The organism is Schaalia sp. HMT-172, from assembly GCF_030644365.1.
Classification (GTDB): Bacteria; Actinomycetota; Actinomycetes; order Actinomycetales; family Actinomycetaceae; genus Pauljensenia.
The window spans coordinates 777,393-793,452 of the sequence record NZ_CP130058.1 but is presented as its reverse complement, the minus strand read 5'-3'; the positions used below and the strand labels follow the sequence as shown (position 1 = coordinate 793,452).

17 protein-coding genes are annotated in these 16,060 nt (G+C 66.2%); 11 read left to right on the top strand and 6 right to left on the bottom strand.

Annotated features, from left to right (window positions below):
• The first annotated feature begins 33 nt into the window (after positions 1-33).
• From QU663_RS03290 to QU663_RS03255, 8 genes are all read left to right on the top strand, one after another.
• Entirely contained in the window at positions 34-636 is a 603-nt protein-coding gene (locus QU663_RS03290) for a GDSL-type esterase/lipase family protein (protein ID WP_021611177.1), read from the top strand.
• A gap of 18 nt (positions 637-654) precedes the next feature.
• On the top strand, positions 655-801 hold the full coding sequence (locus tag QU663_RS03285) for a hypothetical protein (RefSeq protein WP_021611176.1): 147 nt from the start codon (positions 655-657) through the stop codon (positions 799-801).
• 27 nt (positions 802-828) lie between these two features.
• Entirely contained in the window at positions 829-1,605 is a 777-nt protein-coding gene (locus QU663_RS03280) for a hypothetical protein (RefSeq protein WP_021611175.1), read from the top strand.
• A gap of 215 nt (positions 1,606-1,820) precedes the next feature.
• Entirely contained in the window at positions 1,821-2,531 is a 711-nt protein-coding gene (locus tag QU663_RS03275; RefSeq protein WP_021611174.1) for a hypothetical protein, read from the top strand.
• Positions 2,532-2,572: 41 nt separating this feature from the next.
• The gene (locus QU663_RS03270) at positions 2,573-3,520 is read left to right on the top strand and encodes a hypothetical protein (RefSeq protein WP_021611173.1); all 948 of its coding nucleotides are present in this window, start codon (positions 2,573-2,575) and stop codon (positions 3,518-3,520) included.
• Positions 3,521-3,570: 50 nt separating this feature from the next.
• On the top strand, positions 3,571-4,485 hold the full coding sequence (locus tag QU663_RS03265; protein WP_034480555.1) for a hypothetical protein: 915 nt from the start codon (positions 3,571-3,573) through the stop codon (positions 4,483-4,485).
• 215 nt (positions 4,486-4,700) lie between these two features.
• Positions 4,701-5,420: a hypothetical protein gene (locus QU663_RS03260; RefSeq protein WP_021611170.1), complete on the top strand. Its 720-nt coding sequence runs from the start codon at positions 4,701-4,703 to the stop codon at positions 5,418-5,420.
• A 43-nt stretch (positions 5,421-5,463) separates the two neighbouring features.
• Positions 5,464-6,396 carry a hypothetical protein gene (locus tag QU663_RS03255; RefSeq protein WP_304990673.1) on the top strand — a complete coding sequence of 311 codons (933 nt, stop codon included), beginning with the start codon at positions 5,464-5,466 and terminating at the stop codon, positions 6,394-6,396.
• A gap of 200 nt (positions 6,397-6,596) precedes the next feature.
• Here the strand turns inward: QU663_RS03255 and QU663_RS03250 are convergent, their stop codons facing one another.
• The 6 genes from QU663_RS03250 to QU663_RS03230 all read right to left on the bottom strand — a co-directional run bounded on the left by QU663_RS03250 (position 6,597) and on the right by QU663_RS03230 (position 12,818).
• The gene (locus QU663_RS03250; RefSeq protein WP_034480550.1) at positions 6,597-7,481 is read right to left on the bottom strand and encodes an alpha/beta hydrolase; all 885 of its coding nucleotides are present in this window, start codon (positions 7,479-7,481) and stop codon (positions 6,597-6,599) included.
• 1,167 nt (positions 7,482-8,648) lie between these two features.
• Entirely contained in the window at positions 8,649-8,975 is a 327-nt protein-coding gene (locus QU663_RS03245) for a hypothetical protein (RefSeq protein ID WP_034480548.1), read from the bottom strand.
• 476 nt (positions 8,976-9,451) lie between these two features.
• On the bottom strand, positions 9,452-10,801 hold the full coding sequence (locus QU663_RS03240; RefSeq protein ID WP_304990534.1) for an IS256 family transposase: 1,350 nt from the start codon (positions 10,799-10,801) through the stop codon (positions 9,452-9,454).
• Between the two features lie 835 nt (positions 10,802-11,636).
• Complete coding sequence (locus QU663_RS10610) at positions 11,637-11,711, bottom strand: 50S ribosomal protein bL37 (RefSeq protein WP_370465157.1); 75 nt, start codon at positions 11,709-11,711, stop codon at positions 11,637-11,639.
• A 163-nt stretch (positions 11,712-11,874) separates the two neighbouring features.
• Complete coding sequence (locus tag QU663_RS03235; protein WP_021612147.1) at positions 11,875-12,174, bottom strand: mycothiol system anti-sigma-R factor; 300 nt, start codon at positions 12,172-12,174, stop codon at positions 11,875-11,877.
• On the bottom strand, positions 12,171-12,818 hold the full coding sequence (locus QU663_RS03230) for a sigma-70 family RNA polymerase sigma factor (protein ID WP_021612148.1): 648 nt from the start codon (positions 12,816-12,818) through the stop codon (positions 12,171-12,173). The genes QU663_RS03235 and QU663_RS03230 overlap by 4 nt, the downstream gene beginning before the upstream one ends.
• 197 nt (positions 12,819-13,015) lie before the next feature.
• On the opposite strand from QU663_RS03230, the gene QU663_RS03225 reads away from it, so the two are divergent.
• From QU663_RS03225 to rsgA, 3 genes are read left to right on the top strand one after another with little or no spacing between them, the layout of a single operon-like run.
• Positions 13,016-13,543: a DoxX family membrane protein gene (locus QU663_RS03225; protein WP_021612149.1), complete on the top strand. Its 528-nt coding sequence runs from the start codon at positions 13,016-13,018 to the stop codon at positions 13,541-13,543.
• Entirely contained in the window at positions 13,540-14,946 is a 1,407-nt protein-coding gene (gene aroA, locus QU663_RS03220) for a 3-phosphoshikimate 1-carboxyvinyltransferase (protein ID WP_021612150.1), read from the top strand. Before QU663_RS03225 ends, aroA begins: the two co-directional genes overlap by 4 nt.
• Positions 14,946-16,031 (top strand): ribosome small subunit-dependent GTPase A, encoded by a 1,086-nt coding sequence (gene rsgA / locus QU663_RS03215; RefSeq protein ID WP_021612151.1) that lies wholly within the window; start codon positions 14,946-14,948, stop codon positions 16,029-16,031. The genes aroA and rsgA overlap by 1 nt, the downstream gene beginning before the upstream one ends.
• Positions 16,032-16,060: the final 29 nt, after the last annotated feature.

The following is a 16,060-nucleotide window of genomic DNA, read 5'->3' as shown; positions in this document are numbered from 1 at the left end:
GGGCGCGCGCAGGCACATCCGGAAAGGACCACCATGCGCATCTGCTTTATCGGCGACGACCTCGTCGCCGGCGTCGGCGACCCCCGAGGCCTGGGCTGGGTGGGCCGCGTCAACGCCCACTCCACGTTCGATCTGCCCGCCACGTTCCTCACCCTCGCCGTCCCCTCGGAGACAACGAAGCAGATGGCCGCGCGATGGGAGGCGGAGGTCCTGCCGCGCCTGGCCGACGGAGAGCCCCACGGCCTCGTCATCGGCGTGGGCCCCGGCGACGTCGCAGCGGGCATTTCGACGGCTCGCTCGCGCCTGAACCTCGCCAACATCACGGACCGGGCCACGTCGCTGGGCATCCCCAGCTTCGTGGTGGGTCCCCCGCCCCTGGCCGGCGTCGACTCCGGGTCCCTGAAGGCGCTGGCCTCCTCGTGCTCCGAAGTGTGCGCGCGCCGAGGCATCCCCTTCGTCGACTGCTACACGCCGCTGGTCGCCCACGACCAGTGGTTCGAGGACATGGCGGCCTCCATGGCGCGCGGCGCGGACGGGCAAACCCTGCCAGGCCAGGCCGGCTACGCCCTCATGGCGTGGATCGTCCAGCATCAGGGCTGGTACGAGTGGACGGGCGCGACCCCCACGGACATGTGAGCACGCCGCGCCTGCCCTGTGCGCATCGCCGGCGCGCGCGTCGTTCGTGACTCCTCGTCGCGGAACATCACTGATAGAATTCTCCGTCACGTCGACAACGACTTCGAGATGACGCCGGAGGTCTACGAGCACCGCTGGATCATCGTCGACATGTGGGTCGACTAGACACCGCGTGACGGAGGAGGCGACGAGATGAGCAACAACGATCCGGGCGGCCTGAGCCCCCAGCAGATGAGGACCCTGGGAATCATGGGAGGGCTCTTCCTCCTTTGCTTCGTCGTCATATCCCTCGTGTCCGACCTGGACATCCCCGGGCCCATCCCCACCCTCATCAGGTTCGCCCCCACAGGCATCATCCTCATCGCCACGTACTACGCGGCACGCCACGTCTCCTCAACGTCCGACAACGGCGCTCAGGAACGCTCCGCCACCCCTACTCCCCCGTCCGCCGGGGAACGCCCAGAGCGCCCACCCGAGAACTCCGAGCACGAGGCCGGGGAGGGCTCCGCGCAGCACCCCTCCTCTCAGGAAGGCGCGGCCTCCTGGCTGGGCCAGGCTCGCAGCCGCCTCACGGGCACGCCAACGCGCACCAGCGACGAGGCGACCATCGCGGGCGCCATCACGCGCGCCCAGCGGTCCGGTTGCCTCGTCATCAACCTGTTCATCCCCGATGTCGCACTGCCCGACGACATTGAAGCGCTCGGAGCACGCATCGTTGAGGCGGTCCTCTCCCACATCAGCGCGCTGGACGAGACCGCATCCATCACCGTCTCCGGATCATCCACTCCATCGGAATGCTCGCTCAGCATCAGCGCGCTCACCGCATATGCCCCCGTCCTTGAGGCACGTCCCATCGATGAGATTCAGGCGCTCGCAGCGAGCCTGGGCGGTAGTGTGGACGCCGACGCACAAGTCGGCACTTGGACACTCACCGCGCGTCTGCCCACCGCGGCGGGTGCGCCCTCCTAGCCCAGGCCTCGCCCACCTCCGCCCGAACACCCGCAACAGGAGATCATGACCACCCAACCCCAGAAAACGTCCCCTCGCGGGCGCACGAAAACGCGCATCGCCTTGTCGGTGGGACTCATTCCCGCGTGCGAGAGGCGATCCGGCTCCGCGCCCCTCAGCGTGGACGTCTATCGCCACAGCCGGGTCCTCGTCGACGCGAGTGGAATGAGCGGCACATGAACAAGCAGAAAGCCACCGCGCGCGAGCAGCTCCTCGTCTTTGCACTCATCATCGCGTTCTTGTCCCTCAATATCGTCCTAGGCTCTTTCTTCTCACCTGGCTCATGGTCGCCGAGCGTCGTCACCGCAGCGGCCTCCTATCTGATTGTCTTCATCGTGGTCGCTACTTTTGCCGGCATCCGATTCCTGTACAGGGATTGGAAGACCCCGCCGCGGCACGCAGCCGGGCGCCCCTCCCCGGAGGTACCCGCCCACCTCGCCACGCCACCCGCAACACCCACACTCCCCCGGGCCACCACAGCCATGCCTCCCACCCACCCCCAGCCGCCCAGCGACTTCGCGAGCATCGACGGAGCCATCACCTACGCTCAGCAATCCGGTTTCACCATCATCAACCTCTTCAACGAGTACGCGCCGTTGAGCGTATACAGGGACGCCATCGGCGCGGAAATCCTCTACCTGGCTTTCTCCCACATCGCCGAACTCGACAAGAACGCCTCGCTCACCGTCACCGGCTCGGCGACGGAGGAAGCCCTCACCCTCACCATCAGCGCGCTCACAGATCGCGCCCCCGTCCTGGGCGCGCGACACATGGGTGAGATCCGCGCCCTCGCGACGAGCGTGGGCGGTAGTGTAGACACAGACACCCAGGCTGCCAGCTGGACACTCACCGCGCGCCTGCCCACCACGGCGGGCGCACCCTCCTAGCCCAAGCCTCGCCACACACCCCTCACAGCATAGGTCCCCACATGAGCAACCCCAACCAGTTCAACTCCCCGCAGAACCCCTCCGGCCCCGGACAGATTCCCCCCGTCGGTCCCTCCCAGTACAACTACCCCTCCAACCAGGGCGCCGACTCCCAGCAGGCCCCCGGATACCAGTACCCGCAGTACGGGCAGCCCTACCAGGCACCCGGCGCCGCGTCACCCGACGGCTACGGCGGCGCGTATCAGGGCCAGCACAACCCGCACGCCGGCTACCAGTACCCGCAGAACCAGACGCCCGCGGGCGACGCCTCCTACGGGTACGCCCAACCCGAACCCTCGCCCGACGAAGAGGCCACTGCCCCCACCCAACAGAAGAAGCGTTCCCTCGCGACGACCATCCTCACGGTCCTGGCCGTCCTGGCCATCGTCATCTACGCCGTGGTGGGAGGCTCATACGACTTCGGCACGGAACGACTCACCTGGACGGCCGCGGCCAGCGGGCTCGGGCTCATCGTCGCCATCGGGTGCCTGGTCAGCATCCCCCGCTCCTTCCGCGAATTGCGGCGAGCCAAGGCCGCCGGCGACATCGCAACCAGCCGCATGCGCGTTCGCGCCCTGTTCTTCGCCATCATCATCCTCCCCCTCAGCGGCTACTTCTCCGTCACCTACGGCGTCCCGGCTGCCCAAGACCTCGTCGAAGGCCACCACACCGTCACCGTCACCTCGTGCACCTACGAGCAGGGCTCACATCGAAAGTCACGTCGACGCGGAGGCGGGCGCACCGTGTACGACAACTACTTCACGATGATCCTCGCCGACGGGACGCTGCATACGACAACCATCGAGACAAACCAGCCCACGACCATCCAGACCATGGGCGGCACCTACGAGGTGCTCTACCAAGCCTGCAAAGTGCAATCGGGCAACGCGTCCATGACCCTGGACGTCTACGAGCACAGCTGGATCATCGTCGACGCCCGCCTGAACTGACACACGAACGAACTCGCCCCAGCCTCGTTCCCCCTCCCCTCAGGTCCACCATGAGCAACCAGAACCCGTATCCGTCTGCCTTCGACCGGTCTGCCTCCGCACGCCGCTCCCCCGCCCAGGCGCCCGACCCGTGGTCTCCGCGCGAGGACGCGCCCTCCAGCGGCGTCCCCCAACCACCGATCACGAGCAACCGGGGCGCATGGGAGGCAGACCCAACCGCCCCGAGCGCGGGCGGGCAGGGAGGCCCCAACGGGCAAGCGCGCCGCACCCAGGCCTCGACGATGGCAAGCTCCTACCCGGGCGCATCCCCGACCGGCGCGCCGCGCGAGCCGAAGAAAGAGCCCAAGGGACACTTCTGGCTGTGGGGCATCCTGGCGACGCTGGGCATCCTCATCGCCACGTTCGTGTACATGATCGGCGAGTCCTTCACCGTCGGCCCGGAAGTGCTGCAGTGGACGCTCATCAAGAGCGGCGTGCTTCTCATCGCTGTGCTCGGGTGCATCGCCCTCGCGGTCATCGTGCTGCGCCGCATGCGCGCATCCAGGGCGCAGGGCAACGAGACTGACGCCGTCTCACGACGGCCCGGACTCGTCGTGGTTGGCATTGTGGGGCTGCTGCTCGGGTACTTCGCTCTGTCCAACGGGGTGTCCGCCGCCCTCGACCTCGCCGACGGGCCACAGCCATTCACGGTGACGTCGTGCACCTTCGACCAGTACTCGATGGAGAAATCGGGCTACCGCAGCGGGAGCACAACCGTGTACGAAAACGAATTCACCATGACCTTCGACGACGGGACCGTCCACACGACGACCATCGAGATGGACAGCGCAGAGGATATCGAGCATGAGGGCGGCGCGGTCGGTGTCCTCTATCGTGCGTGTCATCTGCGGTCGGGAACCGCGTCCATGACCGTGGATTACTACACTCACACCTGGGTCATCGCGGATGCCCGGCTCAACAACTAGGCGCCGCCAAGCCCCGCCCGCAACGCCGCACGGAGGTTTGTCACGCGACACCGACGCCCCGTCAACACCGGGCCGCCAGTGCGTGGACACGGTGACTACCCCGTGGGCACACGGGTCTATCCTGGCAAGGCACACGGCGACCAGGCCGACGCGAGCCCGCGTGCCCGCGCGAGCCGGCCATCGCCTCGTCGATACCACGCCCGAAGGACACACCGGTGACTAACACGAGCGTTCCCCAGCCCGAAAGCGTTCCCCAGCCCGACAAGGAACCCTCCTACCCGCCCACGAAGGAGGATTACCGGGATCTCATCGAGCACCACTACCTGATCCGGGCCTTCACGTTCTTTCCGCTCATCATCGTCGCCGTCTCCATGTACATGGACGCGGACTACGGGCCGCTCCACTTTCTGACGGGCGTCGCCATGAACGTCGGTGTCCTCGCCACCTGCCTGACCGTCCCCCTGGCGATCCCCGTCATGATCCGCGACGCGCGCGAGGCCCGAGAACGCGGGGTCGACAAAGCCATCCCGCGCCGTCGCCTGTGGAAGGTGGCGGGCCGCGTCGCCATCAGCCTCGCCTTCGGAGCGTCCAGCATCGCCTACCTCACTCCCCTCGTGCGCGACGCCACCGACGGCTCACGCAACGTGACCGTCACCAGCTGCACGAACACGGTCGCCCAGAGGCAGCAGCGCACCGGCAGCCGCGGACGGAGCCGCGTCATCAACTACGAGGTCTACGAGATCACGATGCAGCTCGCCGACGGCTCCACCCGCGTGCAGGACATGCGCCTGCACCCCCGGGACAACGAAACTGCTAGCAGCCAGGCAGTCTACGACGTGCTCTACGAGGCCTGCGTGACCAACCCCGGCACCACCGGCATGACGCTGGAGATCATGCCCCACTCCTGGACCATCCTGACCGCGCGCCTCGACTGACGACGCGCCCGCCAACACGACTGTACCCCGTCAAAGGATCCGCATGAGTTCCCAGTATCCCTACCGCAACGTTCCCTCCCAGCCTCCCATCCCCGGCCCGCCTGGCGGTTCGGTGCCGGGGGCCGGTTCTGTGTCGGGCGCCGGTTCCCTGTCGGGCGCCGGTTCCCTGCCGGGCGCCGGTTCCCTGCCGGGTGCCGGTTCCCTGCCGGGCGCCGGTTCGGTGCCGGGCGCCGGTTCGGTGCCGGGTGCCGGTTCGGTGCCGGGCGCCGGTTCGGTGCCGGGCGCCGGTTCCCTGCCGGGCGCCGGTTCCCTGCCGGGCGCCAGTTCGGTTCCGGGGGCGCCCTCGGGGGCTCCCAAGCGCGGTGCCCTCCGGCGTCTCGCCTCGTACTCCTTTATTGCGATCCCGGCGGCGTTCGCCGCCATCTACGTCATCATGTCCAACATGGACGCCTACGGCACCGGCATGCTCACAAGCATCATCCTCCTGTGCTGTGTCGGGCTCGTCATCGTGGTCGGCGGGATCGTCGCGATCGTCGCGTCCCTGGGAGACCTGCGCACCGCGAAACAATCCGGCGACCGCCGCGCCTACAGTAAAAAACGAGACTCCATGGGCTGGGCCACGGTCGGCGTTCTCATGATCGCGGCGCCCACTTTCTTTTACCTGGTTCCCGCCGCCTGGGACCTGTTCGATGGGTCGCAGACGCGCACGGTCACCTCCTGCAGCTATGACCAAGACATCGTGAGCAGGTCCCGGATTCCGCGCGACGACACCAGTTTCAACAATCACTTCCACATGCGTTTCGAGGACGGCACCCGCCACACCTTCTCCATCAGGACGCAAAGCCGAGACATTTCCCGGCTGTCAGGAATCATGCAGCCGCTCTACCAGGCGTGCGTCCTCAACCCGGACAAGACTCCCCTCACCATCGACGTGTACATGCACAGCATGGTCTTGGAGGACGTGCGACTGTCCTGAGGTGCGCGGGCGTGCTGGCGGACCTTCCCCCGCACACTGACCGACACTCCCCCGCGCTGGCGGGCGCTGTCCCCGTGTGGGCGTACTGGCGGGCGCTGCCCCCGCACACTGACCGACACTCGCCCCGCGCTGGCGGGCGCTGCCCCGCGCAGGCCTCGTCCTTCATCGGCGAGGTCGTGAAACGCCGCGTGAAACACAGATCAGCCCTGGGTGAGGATCCACGAGATGAAGCGAGCGCTGCGGTCGAGGGCGGCCTCGGCCTCGGGAATGGTGGGAACACCGAGGACATACACGTGAAAACCGCCCGGCTCCACGCGTAGACGCACGTCCACCCCGGCGCGATCGGCCTTGTGGGCGAACTCGATCGCGTCGGGGCCGAGTATGTCCGCGTCGCCCTGGAAGACGCGTATCGGCGGCAGGCCCGCCGGATCTCCGTACAGGGGGCTGACGCGCGGATCCGTCGGATCCAGGTCTGCGGCCCACGCGCGGCCCGCCCACGCCACCCCGGGCACGCGCAGAACCCGGTCGCGGCGCTGCACCTCCTCGATGCGCGGATTCGTCATGGTCACGTCCACCCACGGGGCGTACAGGACGAGGCCGTCCACCTGCCGCACACCCGCGTCGCGTCGCTGCATCGCGAGGGAGAGGGCCAGTCCGCCTCCCGCCGAGTCGCCGAAGAGGATGATGCGGCCGAACTCAGCCTGGGCCTCGTCGATGATGGGCTGGACGACGTCGAACGCGTCGGTCGCAGTGTGCGCGGGAGCAATCGGGTAGTCAGGGATGATGACGGGCAGGCCGGTTCGGTCGATGAGGCCCTCGACGACGCCCCACTGCCCGGCGACCATCGGGTACACGTAGGCTCCGCCGTGCAGATAGATGAGCGCGCCGCCCGCGCGCTGGCCCCGCTTCGGGAACACGCGGGTCACTCCTGCGTCGATGGTCGCTGTGAATCGGGAGCGCATGCGCGCGGGCATGGGGCTCGGCTGCGGCGCATGACGTGCCATCTGCTCCGTCACTTCCTCGCTATGCAGCAGCGGAGGGAGCAGCCCCAAGCCAACGTGCACAAGGCGCATCTGAAGGGACATGACGGCCTCTTTCGTCTCGACGAACCAGTGTCTGCGCGCGGGACGCACCGGCGCGCCAGCACACACCAGGATAGGACGCATTCACCTTTCCCGCCGGCAGCCGCGTCGCCTCCCGAGCAGAGAATCCACTGGCGTCCATACTGTTCCCAGACCCAGCAGATTCGGCCATCACGCGGATAGGTAACCAGCATCCGGATAGCTTAATAACCTATCCGGATACGCGGTTCCTATCCAGATACGCCGAACCTATCCAGATGCAACACCACGGGCCACACCCCGTCCCAACATCCGGATAGGTAACGAACATCCGGATAGGTTACGAACACGCGGATAGGTTAATAACCTATCCAGATGCGCCGTTCCTATCCGGATGCGCCGTTCCTATCCAGATGCGAGGCCACGAGTCCACCAACCGCCAGGCTCACGCCGTCTCGCATGCAGAAAATCAACTGGCCTCACGTCTTCTCACGGATCCCACCCACCGGGGCTATAACGCGGATAGGTAACCAACATCCGGTTGCGCGGCCCCTATCCACAAGGGCAGTTCCGATCCACATCCTCAAGCACAGTTATCCACAGGGCAATATCCCGTGTCGGACGTGTCCACAGGCCTTCGCCTAGCACTTTCCTAGCCGCTGCTGATGGTAGGAAACTTCGTCTATGACACAGACTTCCATCATCATCGCCCCTCCAGCAGACCTACCTCGCAATCAGTCGACATCAACAACGGTTCACATCATGCGTGGCGTCTGCGCAGTTTTACCCCTCGATTCAACCAATGCCGACCCCTGGGAGGTATGGGATGCCGTTACCCGCGCGCGCATGCATGCCGTCAACAATTCCCACGAGCACTCCCCGATCTTTGTCGGGCAAAGCTGCTTGAGACTCCTGGGGATCCACGGGTGGTCCCAAAACCCTCCTGTCACCATCTACCGCGAACACCGGAGGTGTACCTCTTCTCTGCCTTCGTGTAGCGTCGGCTCCACGACGGTTCCGCCTACGTCTGTTTCATGCTCTCAATTTCCTCCTCTGTCGCAAGAACGGAGCAGGATCGACGGCCTGATCACGGAACATCCCTACGATGCTCTCGTCCAATGCGCGCTTCATGAGGAGCCGTTAGAGTCCTTCGTCCTTGGGTGCATGGCACTCAACGCATGGAGTCAATTCTCAATGTTCCATCAGGATGAGGGCCGCCAGCGAGCTGAACAGATCCGCGCCGAGCTGCTTGCTCGCCTCGACCGAGCTGGCCACGTTCGCGGCTACCGACGTGCTCGCGCGATCCTCAAAGCCATCGATCCAGGCTGCACCAACCCTGCTGAAGCTGCGCTTCTCTGGCTGGTACGATCCATCTGCCCCTTCGCAGCCAAAACGCAGGTGCATATTGGGGTACGCGGCCACCACTACTACATCGATATCCTCATTGAAGACCTGCACCTCATCATTGAATTCGATGGAGTTGCAAAACTCGGAGAAACTCGCGCCGAGCTCGAACAAGCCAAGCGCGACTGGGTATTGCGCGATGAGAACCTGCGAGATGCGGGATGGAGGGTTCTTCGAGTCAGCTGGCCGGACTACGATGATTGGGAACAGCTGCGTATCAGGTTGAGCCGAACCCTGGGACCGATCAACCCCACGCCAGAATGCCGTCTCCTGTGGAAGCTACCTACACAACGTTGCGATGGCCCTCTGCGGCGCTTCTACTCATGGACCCGACGCATAGGACACCACCACGCGGGTAGGTAACCAACATCCGGATAGGTTACGAACACGCGGATAGGTTAATAACCTATCCGGATGCGCCGTTCCTATCCAGATGCGCCGTTCCTATCCAGATGCGCCGTTCCTATCCGGATGCGCTGTTCCTATCCAGATGCGCCGTTCCTATCCAGATGCGCCGTTCCTATCCGGATGCGCTGTTCCTATCCAGATGCGAAGCCACGAGAGCCTGTCAATTTTTCTGTGTATGGGGGTTAGAGGTAGGGGGTGATTCGGTCGGGGTAGGCGGTGGTGAGTTGGGCGAGGGCTTGTTTCCAGTTGGTGGTGGTGTGTCCTTCGATGAGGCGGGTGTGTCCTGTTCGTTTGTTGGGGGGTTTGCCAGCGTCTGTGAGGCGCTGGGCGGCTCTTTTGTCTTCGATGTTGCAGATGGCGAGCCACAAGAGTTTGACGGCGGCTTCTTCGCTGGGGAAATGCCCGCGGTTCTTGGTGATTTTGCGTAGCTGGTAGTTCAAGGACTCGATAGCGTTGGTGGTGTACACGACGCGGCGCAGCATGGGCGGGAACGCCAAGAACGGCGTGAAGCGCTGCCAGGCGCGCTGCCAGGTGGCAACCGTTTGGGGGTAGCGCGCTCCCAGGTCGCTGGCCGCGAAGTCCTCCAGCGCCCCTCGGGCGGTTTCCTCGTTGGGCGCGCTGTACACGGCCTTGAGAGCCGCGGCGACGCTCTTGCGGTCCTTGTAGGACACGAAACGCATGGAGGCGCGGATTAAGTGAACGACGCAGGTTTGGACCATGGACTGGGGCCAGGTCGCTTCGATGGCTTCAGGCAGGCCAGTAAGTCCGTCGCAGCACACGATCAGGACATCGCGTAGGCCTCGGTTGGCCAGCTCGGCGCACACGTGGGCCCAAAAGGAGGCGCCTTCATCGGCTTGGACCCAGATGCCCAGCACGTGCTTGACCCCCTCCATGTCCACTCCGACCGCCAGGTGAGCGGCCCGGTTCTCCACCCTGTGATCGCATCGGACTTTGATGCGGATCGCATCCAGGTAGATCACCGGGTAGAACGCTTCTAAGGGGCGGTGCTGCCACTCCAAGACGGCCTCGCACACCGCGTCAGTGATCGTAGAAATCGTCCCAGCGCTGACCTCCACGCCCAGGGTGGAGGCCAGGTGATGGCGGATATCGCGTACCGTCATCCCCCCGGCATACAAGCTGATAATCATCGAATCCAAACCATCAAGGCGCCGCTGTCCTTTACGCACCAGGCGCGGGGTGAACGAGCCCGCCCGGTCCCGGGGAACCTCGATCTCGAAGGCACCCACCTCCGACATCACGGTCTTCTTCGTCGTGCCGTTCCTCGTGTTCGAGCGAGCCTGCCCACTGGCCTGGCCCTTCTCATACCCCAAGTGCTCGGTCAGCTCCGCGGCCAACCCGCGCTCCAACGCCTCCTTAAGCAACGCCGGCAACAAGCCCTCGCTACCCGTCATCTCGACCTCGCCAGCATCAAGACGCTCAAACAACGCATCCAACGCCCCCGAGCGACGAAGCTCCTCCACCGTCTCACGCCCACTAGCGCGAGCCACAACAACATCATCATCATTCATCATGCATCAATCCTTTCAAACAAAAGACGGATACACAGACAATTAAACACGCCCAGCCACGAGTCTACCAACCGCCAGGCTCACGCCGTCTCGCATGCGGAAAATCAACTGACCTCACGTCTTCTCACGGATCACACCCATCGGACGCTATCACGCGGATAGGTAACCAACATCCGGATAGGTTACGAACACGCGGATAGGTAAGCAACATCCGGATAGGTTACGAACACGCGGATAGGTTAATAACCTATCCGGATGCGCCGTTCCTATCCAGATGCGAGGCCACGAGTCCACCAACCGCCAGGCTCACGCCGTCTCGCATGCGGAAAATCAACTGACCTCACGTCTTCTCACGGATCACACCCATCGGACGCTATCACGCGGATAGGTAACCAACATCCGGATAGGTTACGAACACGCGGATAGGTAAGCAACATCCGGATAGGTTACGAACACGCGGATAGGTAAGCAACATCCGGATAGGATACGAACACGCGGATAGGTTAATAACCTATCCGGATGCGCCGTTCCTATCCGGATGCGCCGTTCCTATGCAGATGCAGCGCAATGAAACCCCACCTCGGCCCGTCACGCACTTCACGACTTGGGCCCGCGGGTGGGCACACATCAGCCAGATGTAGCGCCCCTCGTGGAAACGCTCACCGTCCGATGCCCGGGATTCCCCTCGACGTCTCCACTGCCCCGCAAGTATTCACCCGACACCCCGGCAGAATCCCACACACCAGGCGTGCACCCCGCACCGCTGCGGCTGGTTGCTGCCACCAGCGGATACAAAACGCGCCCGGACCGCTCGGTCCGGGCGCGCAACGAAATCGGCTCAGGCGTTAGGACGCTTGCCGTGGTTCGCGCCGTTCTTACGACGATCGCGACGCTTACGACCCCGCTTCGACATGTCATTCTCCTTGGGTTTGTTGTCTAGACTGAAGCATTTTTGCACACATTGACCCAAACCACCAAGGCACAACGCCACCGCGGCGACGAAGGTCACCGAAAAACGGGAGGCGTCCCCCGGCCTCGGCGACGAGCGCAGGGAGCGAACACGCGCGAGGCCGCGATCAGCGCCAGGTGAGCGACACACTCATGATGGAGGCAGCGACGCGAGCGCGCAGCGCATCCGAGGCTTGCTCGGACTCGTAGCAGCCGCGCATGAGGGCACGGACGTGGCGTTCGGCGTCGAGGGCGTCGGCGCAGTGCGGGCAGGTGGCGACGTGCTGGATCATGAGGGCTCGGGCGCGGGCGTTCGGCCCGGGCACGGACCCGGCGTCGATGAGGCCGCTGCGGCGGTCACACTCCTCGCAGTCGATCAGTTCGTACAGGGCGTCCAGGACGTCCTGGCAGGTGACGCGCGTGTTCACTTGGTTCCTCCGATCCCGTATTCCGCGGCGACGTCGGCCAGCGCGGAGCGCAGGTTCTTGCGCGCCCGGTTCAGTCGGCTCATGACGGTCCCCATGGGAACTCCTAGTTCTTCGGCGATTTCCTTGTAGCTCATTCCCTCAACGTCAGCCATGAGGACAACCATCCGGTGTTCCTCTGAGAGCGAATCGAGGGCCTCGCGTAGCTGCGTGGAGGGCAGCGACTCGAGGGCTTCGACTTCGGCGGATTTCAGGCCAACCTCCGCGTGGGAGGCGGCGTCGGCAAGTTGCCAATCCTCGATGGTGTCGGTGGAGGCACGCTTGGGGGATCGCTGCGCCTTGCGGTAGCTGGTGATGTAGGTGTTGGTGAGGATCCGGTAGAGCCAGGCTTTGATGTTGGTGCCGGGCTTGTACTGGTGGAACTTCTGGTAGGCCTTGAGGTAGGTCTCCTGGACCAGGTCTTCCGCGTCGGCTCGGTTGCGGGTCATGCCCAGGGCCGCGCCGAACAACTGGTTCATGAGGGGCATCGCTTCGTCCATGAAGCGCGCCTGCAGCGCAGCGTCGTCTGGGGTCGACGAGGCCGGGGTCGACGAGGCCGGGGCAGGCTCGGGCGCCTGCGCCGCCGGTTGGGGGGTTGTCGTGTCCATCGCATCCCAGGGTAGTCGCGCGCGGGGGCAGCGCGAAAAGATGGGACGGACGAACACTCATACTGAGGGCAACGCCTCACACGCCACTTTATTCCACAACCACAATAAGTGTGCGTTGCACCACTTTTGGCCCGTTGTTTGGGAGGGACGGGGCAGTTCGGCTTCCCCCGGGGGCAAAGGTATCGAACAATAGGGGTATGAATCTGCTGCGCGTTGTTGCCCGTCCCCTGCTCGCCGCCCCGTTCATCGCCGATGGGGTGGATGCCCTCACGCATCCGCGTGTCCACGTGGAGCGCGCCGCGGGGGTTCGTCCCCTCATCGATAAGGCGACCGACGCTGTTGGCCTGGAGCCGCTGACGGATGAGCAGCTGGCCCTGGCGACCCGCGTGACCGGCGCGGTGAGCGTCGTCGCAGGCCTGCGTTTCGCGCTGGGCCGCAGGCCCCGCGTCGCAGCCCTGACCCTGGCCGCGATCGGCGCGCCCATGGCGCTCGTCAGCGCTCCCCTGCCGGGCACGACGGACGGCCTGTCCAAGGAGCAGATCAAGCGCCGCCGCTACCGCACGCTCAACAAGGTAGGCCTGGCTGCCGGCGTCCTCCTCGCGTCGACGGACCGCGTCGGCCAGCCGTCGGCTCTCGTGGCTCGCGCAATGCGCCGCGATCAGCGCCGCGCGATCGCTGCGGCCGAGGCCGCCGTCGCGGAGCGTTTGACCGGCGCCGCTTCGTGAGCGCCCCCTGGCCCGCGCCCCTGGCCGCTTCCCCCGTGGATGCCACGGTCGAGGTGCCGGGCTCGAAGTCGATCACGGCGCGCGCCCTGTACCTGGCGGCCGTCGCCGATTCCCCTTCCGTTATTCGCGGTGCCCTGGACGCGCGCGATACGCGACTCTTTGCGGCCGCCCTGGAGGTGATGGGCGCGCGCATCGAAGACGGGGGCGCGGGCATCCTGCGCGTCACCCCGATGGAACTTCCGCCGCGTGGCGGTCGCATCGAGTGCGGCCTGGCCGGCACCGTCATGCGTTTCCTGCCGCCCCTGGCGGCACTGTCCCCCGAGGAGACCCTCTTCGACGGGGACGAGCAGGCCTACGCGCGCCCGCTCGGCCCGCTCCTGGACGCGCTGGTGCGCATGGGCGCGACCGTCACCTATCACGGTGAGCGCGGGCACCTGCCTTTCACGATCCGAGGCCCGATCCGCACGCCGCTGGGCGCGCAGGCGTGGGTGGACTCCTCGTCCTCCTCGCAGTTCCTCTCCGCGTTGCTGCTCGTCTCTCCCCTCGTGGGCGATCCCCTCTTCGTGTCGGCTCCGGGCGCCGTCCCGTCGATGCCGCATGTGGAGATGACGCTCGAGTCCCTGGCGGGTGCTGGCATCGACCTGGAGGTCGTGGACGAGGGCCGCGCGGATCTCTCGACCTGGCACGTCTTCCCGTCGCGTCCCCGCGGCGGCGACATCACCGTCGAGCCGGACCTGTCCAACGCCGGCCCCTTCCTGGCCGCCGCGATGGTGACGGGCGGGCGCGTGCGGATTCCGGCGTGGCCGGGGGCGACGACGCAGGCGGGAGATGCCTGGCGGGCGCTGCTGGGACACATGGGCGCGACCATCACCCTGGACGAGGAGGGCCTAACCCTCTCCGGTCCGGGCGCCGGCAACTACCCGGGCATCAAGGCGACCATGGCCGAGGTCGGCGAGCTCACCCCCACCCTGGCCGCGATCTGCGCCTACGCCTCGAGCCCGTCGCACCTGAGCGGGATCGCGCACCTGCGCGGACACGAGACGGACCGCCTGGCGGCCCTGGCCGCAGAGCTCAACCGCGCAGGCGGGCAGGCCGAGGAGACCGAGGACGGCCTGATCATCACGCCGCGCCCGCTCCACGCCGCGCAGATCTGCTCCTACGCGGATCACCGCATGGCGACCTTCGGCGCGATCCTGGGCCTCGTCACCCCCGCAATCACGGTTGACGACATCGCGTGCACCTCCAAGACGCTGCCCACCTTCGAGGCCATGTGGGCCTCGCTCGTGGGCGATGACGGCCAGGGAAGCATTGACGCTGGGGGAAGCTCCGAGGGCCAGGCACACGCCGATGATCACAGGACCACGTTGGCCACCCCGGCCTCGCCGATCGAGGAGGAGCAGTGATGGCCCGGCGCGACACCGGAACCGACGACCCGCGCGTGCGCGTGCGCGCCGGCAAGGGCTCGCGCCCGCGCACGAAGGACCGGCCGGACTGGTCCTCCAAGCCGCTGGGCCGCATCATCGGCATCGACCGCGGCCGCTACCAGGTGAGCCTGGAGGAAAACGGCACCCGCGTCGTGGCAGTCCGTGCGCGCGAGCTGGGGCGCGGCTCCGTCATCATGGGCGACCGCGTGCGCCTCACCGGCGACCTGTCCGGGCGCCCCGACACGCTCGCGCGCATCGTCGCCGTCGAGGAACACTCCTCGGTGCTGCGCCGCTCCCTCGAGGACGCGCCGGATCAGCGCGGCGAGAAGGCGATCGTCGCGAACGCGGACATGATGTGCATCGTCGTGGCGCTGGCGGATCCGCCCCCGCGCACCGGCATGATCGACCGCTGCCTGGTCGCCGCCTACGAGGCGGGCCTCGATCCTGTCCTGGTACTGACCAAGGCGGACCTGGCCAGCGCGGACCAGCTGATCGCCGCCTACCAGGACTTCGACGTGCGCGTCGTGCTCACCAGCGCCGAGGCCGGGGAGGCCGACCCAGGAGTCGCCGAACTGCGGGCCCTCCTGGCCGGCCACTGGTCGGTGCTGGTCGGGCATTCGGGGGTCGGAAAGTCCACGCTCATCAACCTGCTGGTGCCGGGCGCGGGCCGGGCGACGGGGCACGTCAACGAGGTGACGGGGCGCGGACGCCACACCTCCACGTCCTCGGAGGCCTTCGAGCTGGATGAGGGCGGCTGGATCGTGGATACTCCCGGCGTGCGATCCTTCGGCCTGGGGCACGTGAGCGTCGCCGACGTGCTCGGGGTCTTCCCAGACATCGCGGAGGCCGCCGCCTGGTGCCTGCCGCTGTGTTCGCACGGCGAGGAGGAGCCCTCGTGCGCGCTTGACACTTACGCGCGCGCGACCGGGCCCTTCGCGATTGACGAGGCCGGGGACGGCAATGCGGATCGGGTGCGCTCCGAGCGTGCCTCCCGCGTGGCGTCGGTGCGCAGGCTGCTGGAGGCCGTGGCGACAGCGGAGGCCGCCAGCAAGGCCGCCCGCTGAGAATAGTGCGTGTCGAAAGTCCTTGACAG

Excerpts from the sequence above, each read along its gene's own strand:
- QU663_RS03280 (WP_021611175.1), top strand. The coding sequence starts at position 829 with ATGAGCAACAACGATCCGGGCGGCCTGAGCCCCCAGCAGATGAGGACC.
- QU663_RS03230 (WP_021612148.1), bottom strand. The coding sequence starts at position 12,818 with ATGGACACGACAACCCCCCAACCGGCGGCGCAGGCGCCCGAGCCTGCC.
- rsgA (WP_021612151.1), top strand. The coding sequence starts at position 14,946 with ATGGCCCGGCGCGACACCGGAACCGACGACCCGCGCGTGCGCGTGCGC.
- QU663_RS03270 (WP_021611173.1), top strand. The coding sequence starts at position 2,573 with ATGAGCAACCCCAACCAGTTCAACTCCCCGCAGAACCCCTCCGGCCCC.
- QU663_RS03255 (WP_304990673.1), top strand. The coding sequence starts at position 5,464 with ATGAGTTCCCAGTATCCCTACCGCAACGTTCCCTCCCAGCCTCCCATC.
- QU663_RS03250 (WP_034480550.1), bottom strand. The coding sequence starts at position 7,481 with ATGTCCCTTCAGATGCGCCTTGTGCACGTTGGCTTGGGGCTGCTCCCT.
- QU663_RS03225 (WP_021612149.1), top strand. The coding sequence starts at position 13,016 with ATGAATCTGCTGCGCGTTGTTGCCCGTCCCCTGCTCGCCGCCCCGTTC.
- QU663_RS03275 (WP_021611174.1), top strand. The coding sequence starts at position 1,821 with ATGAACAAGCAGAAAGCCACCGCGCGCGAGCAGCTCCTCGTCTTTGCA.
- QU663_RS03290 (WP_021611177.1), top strand. The coding sequence starts at position 34 with ATGCGCATCTGCTTTATCGGCGACGACCTCGTCGCCGGCGTCGGCGAC.
- QU663_RS03240 (WP_304990534.1), bottom strand. The coding sequence starts at position 10,801 with ATGATGAATGATGATGATGTTGTTGTGGCTCGCGCTAGTGGGCGTGAG.
- QU663_RS03265 (WP_034480555.1), top strand. The coding sequence starts at position 3,571 with ATGAGCAACCAGAACCCGTATCCGTCTGCCTTCGACCGGTCTGCCTCC.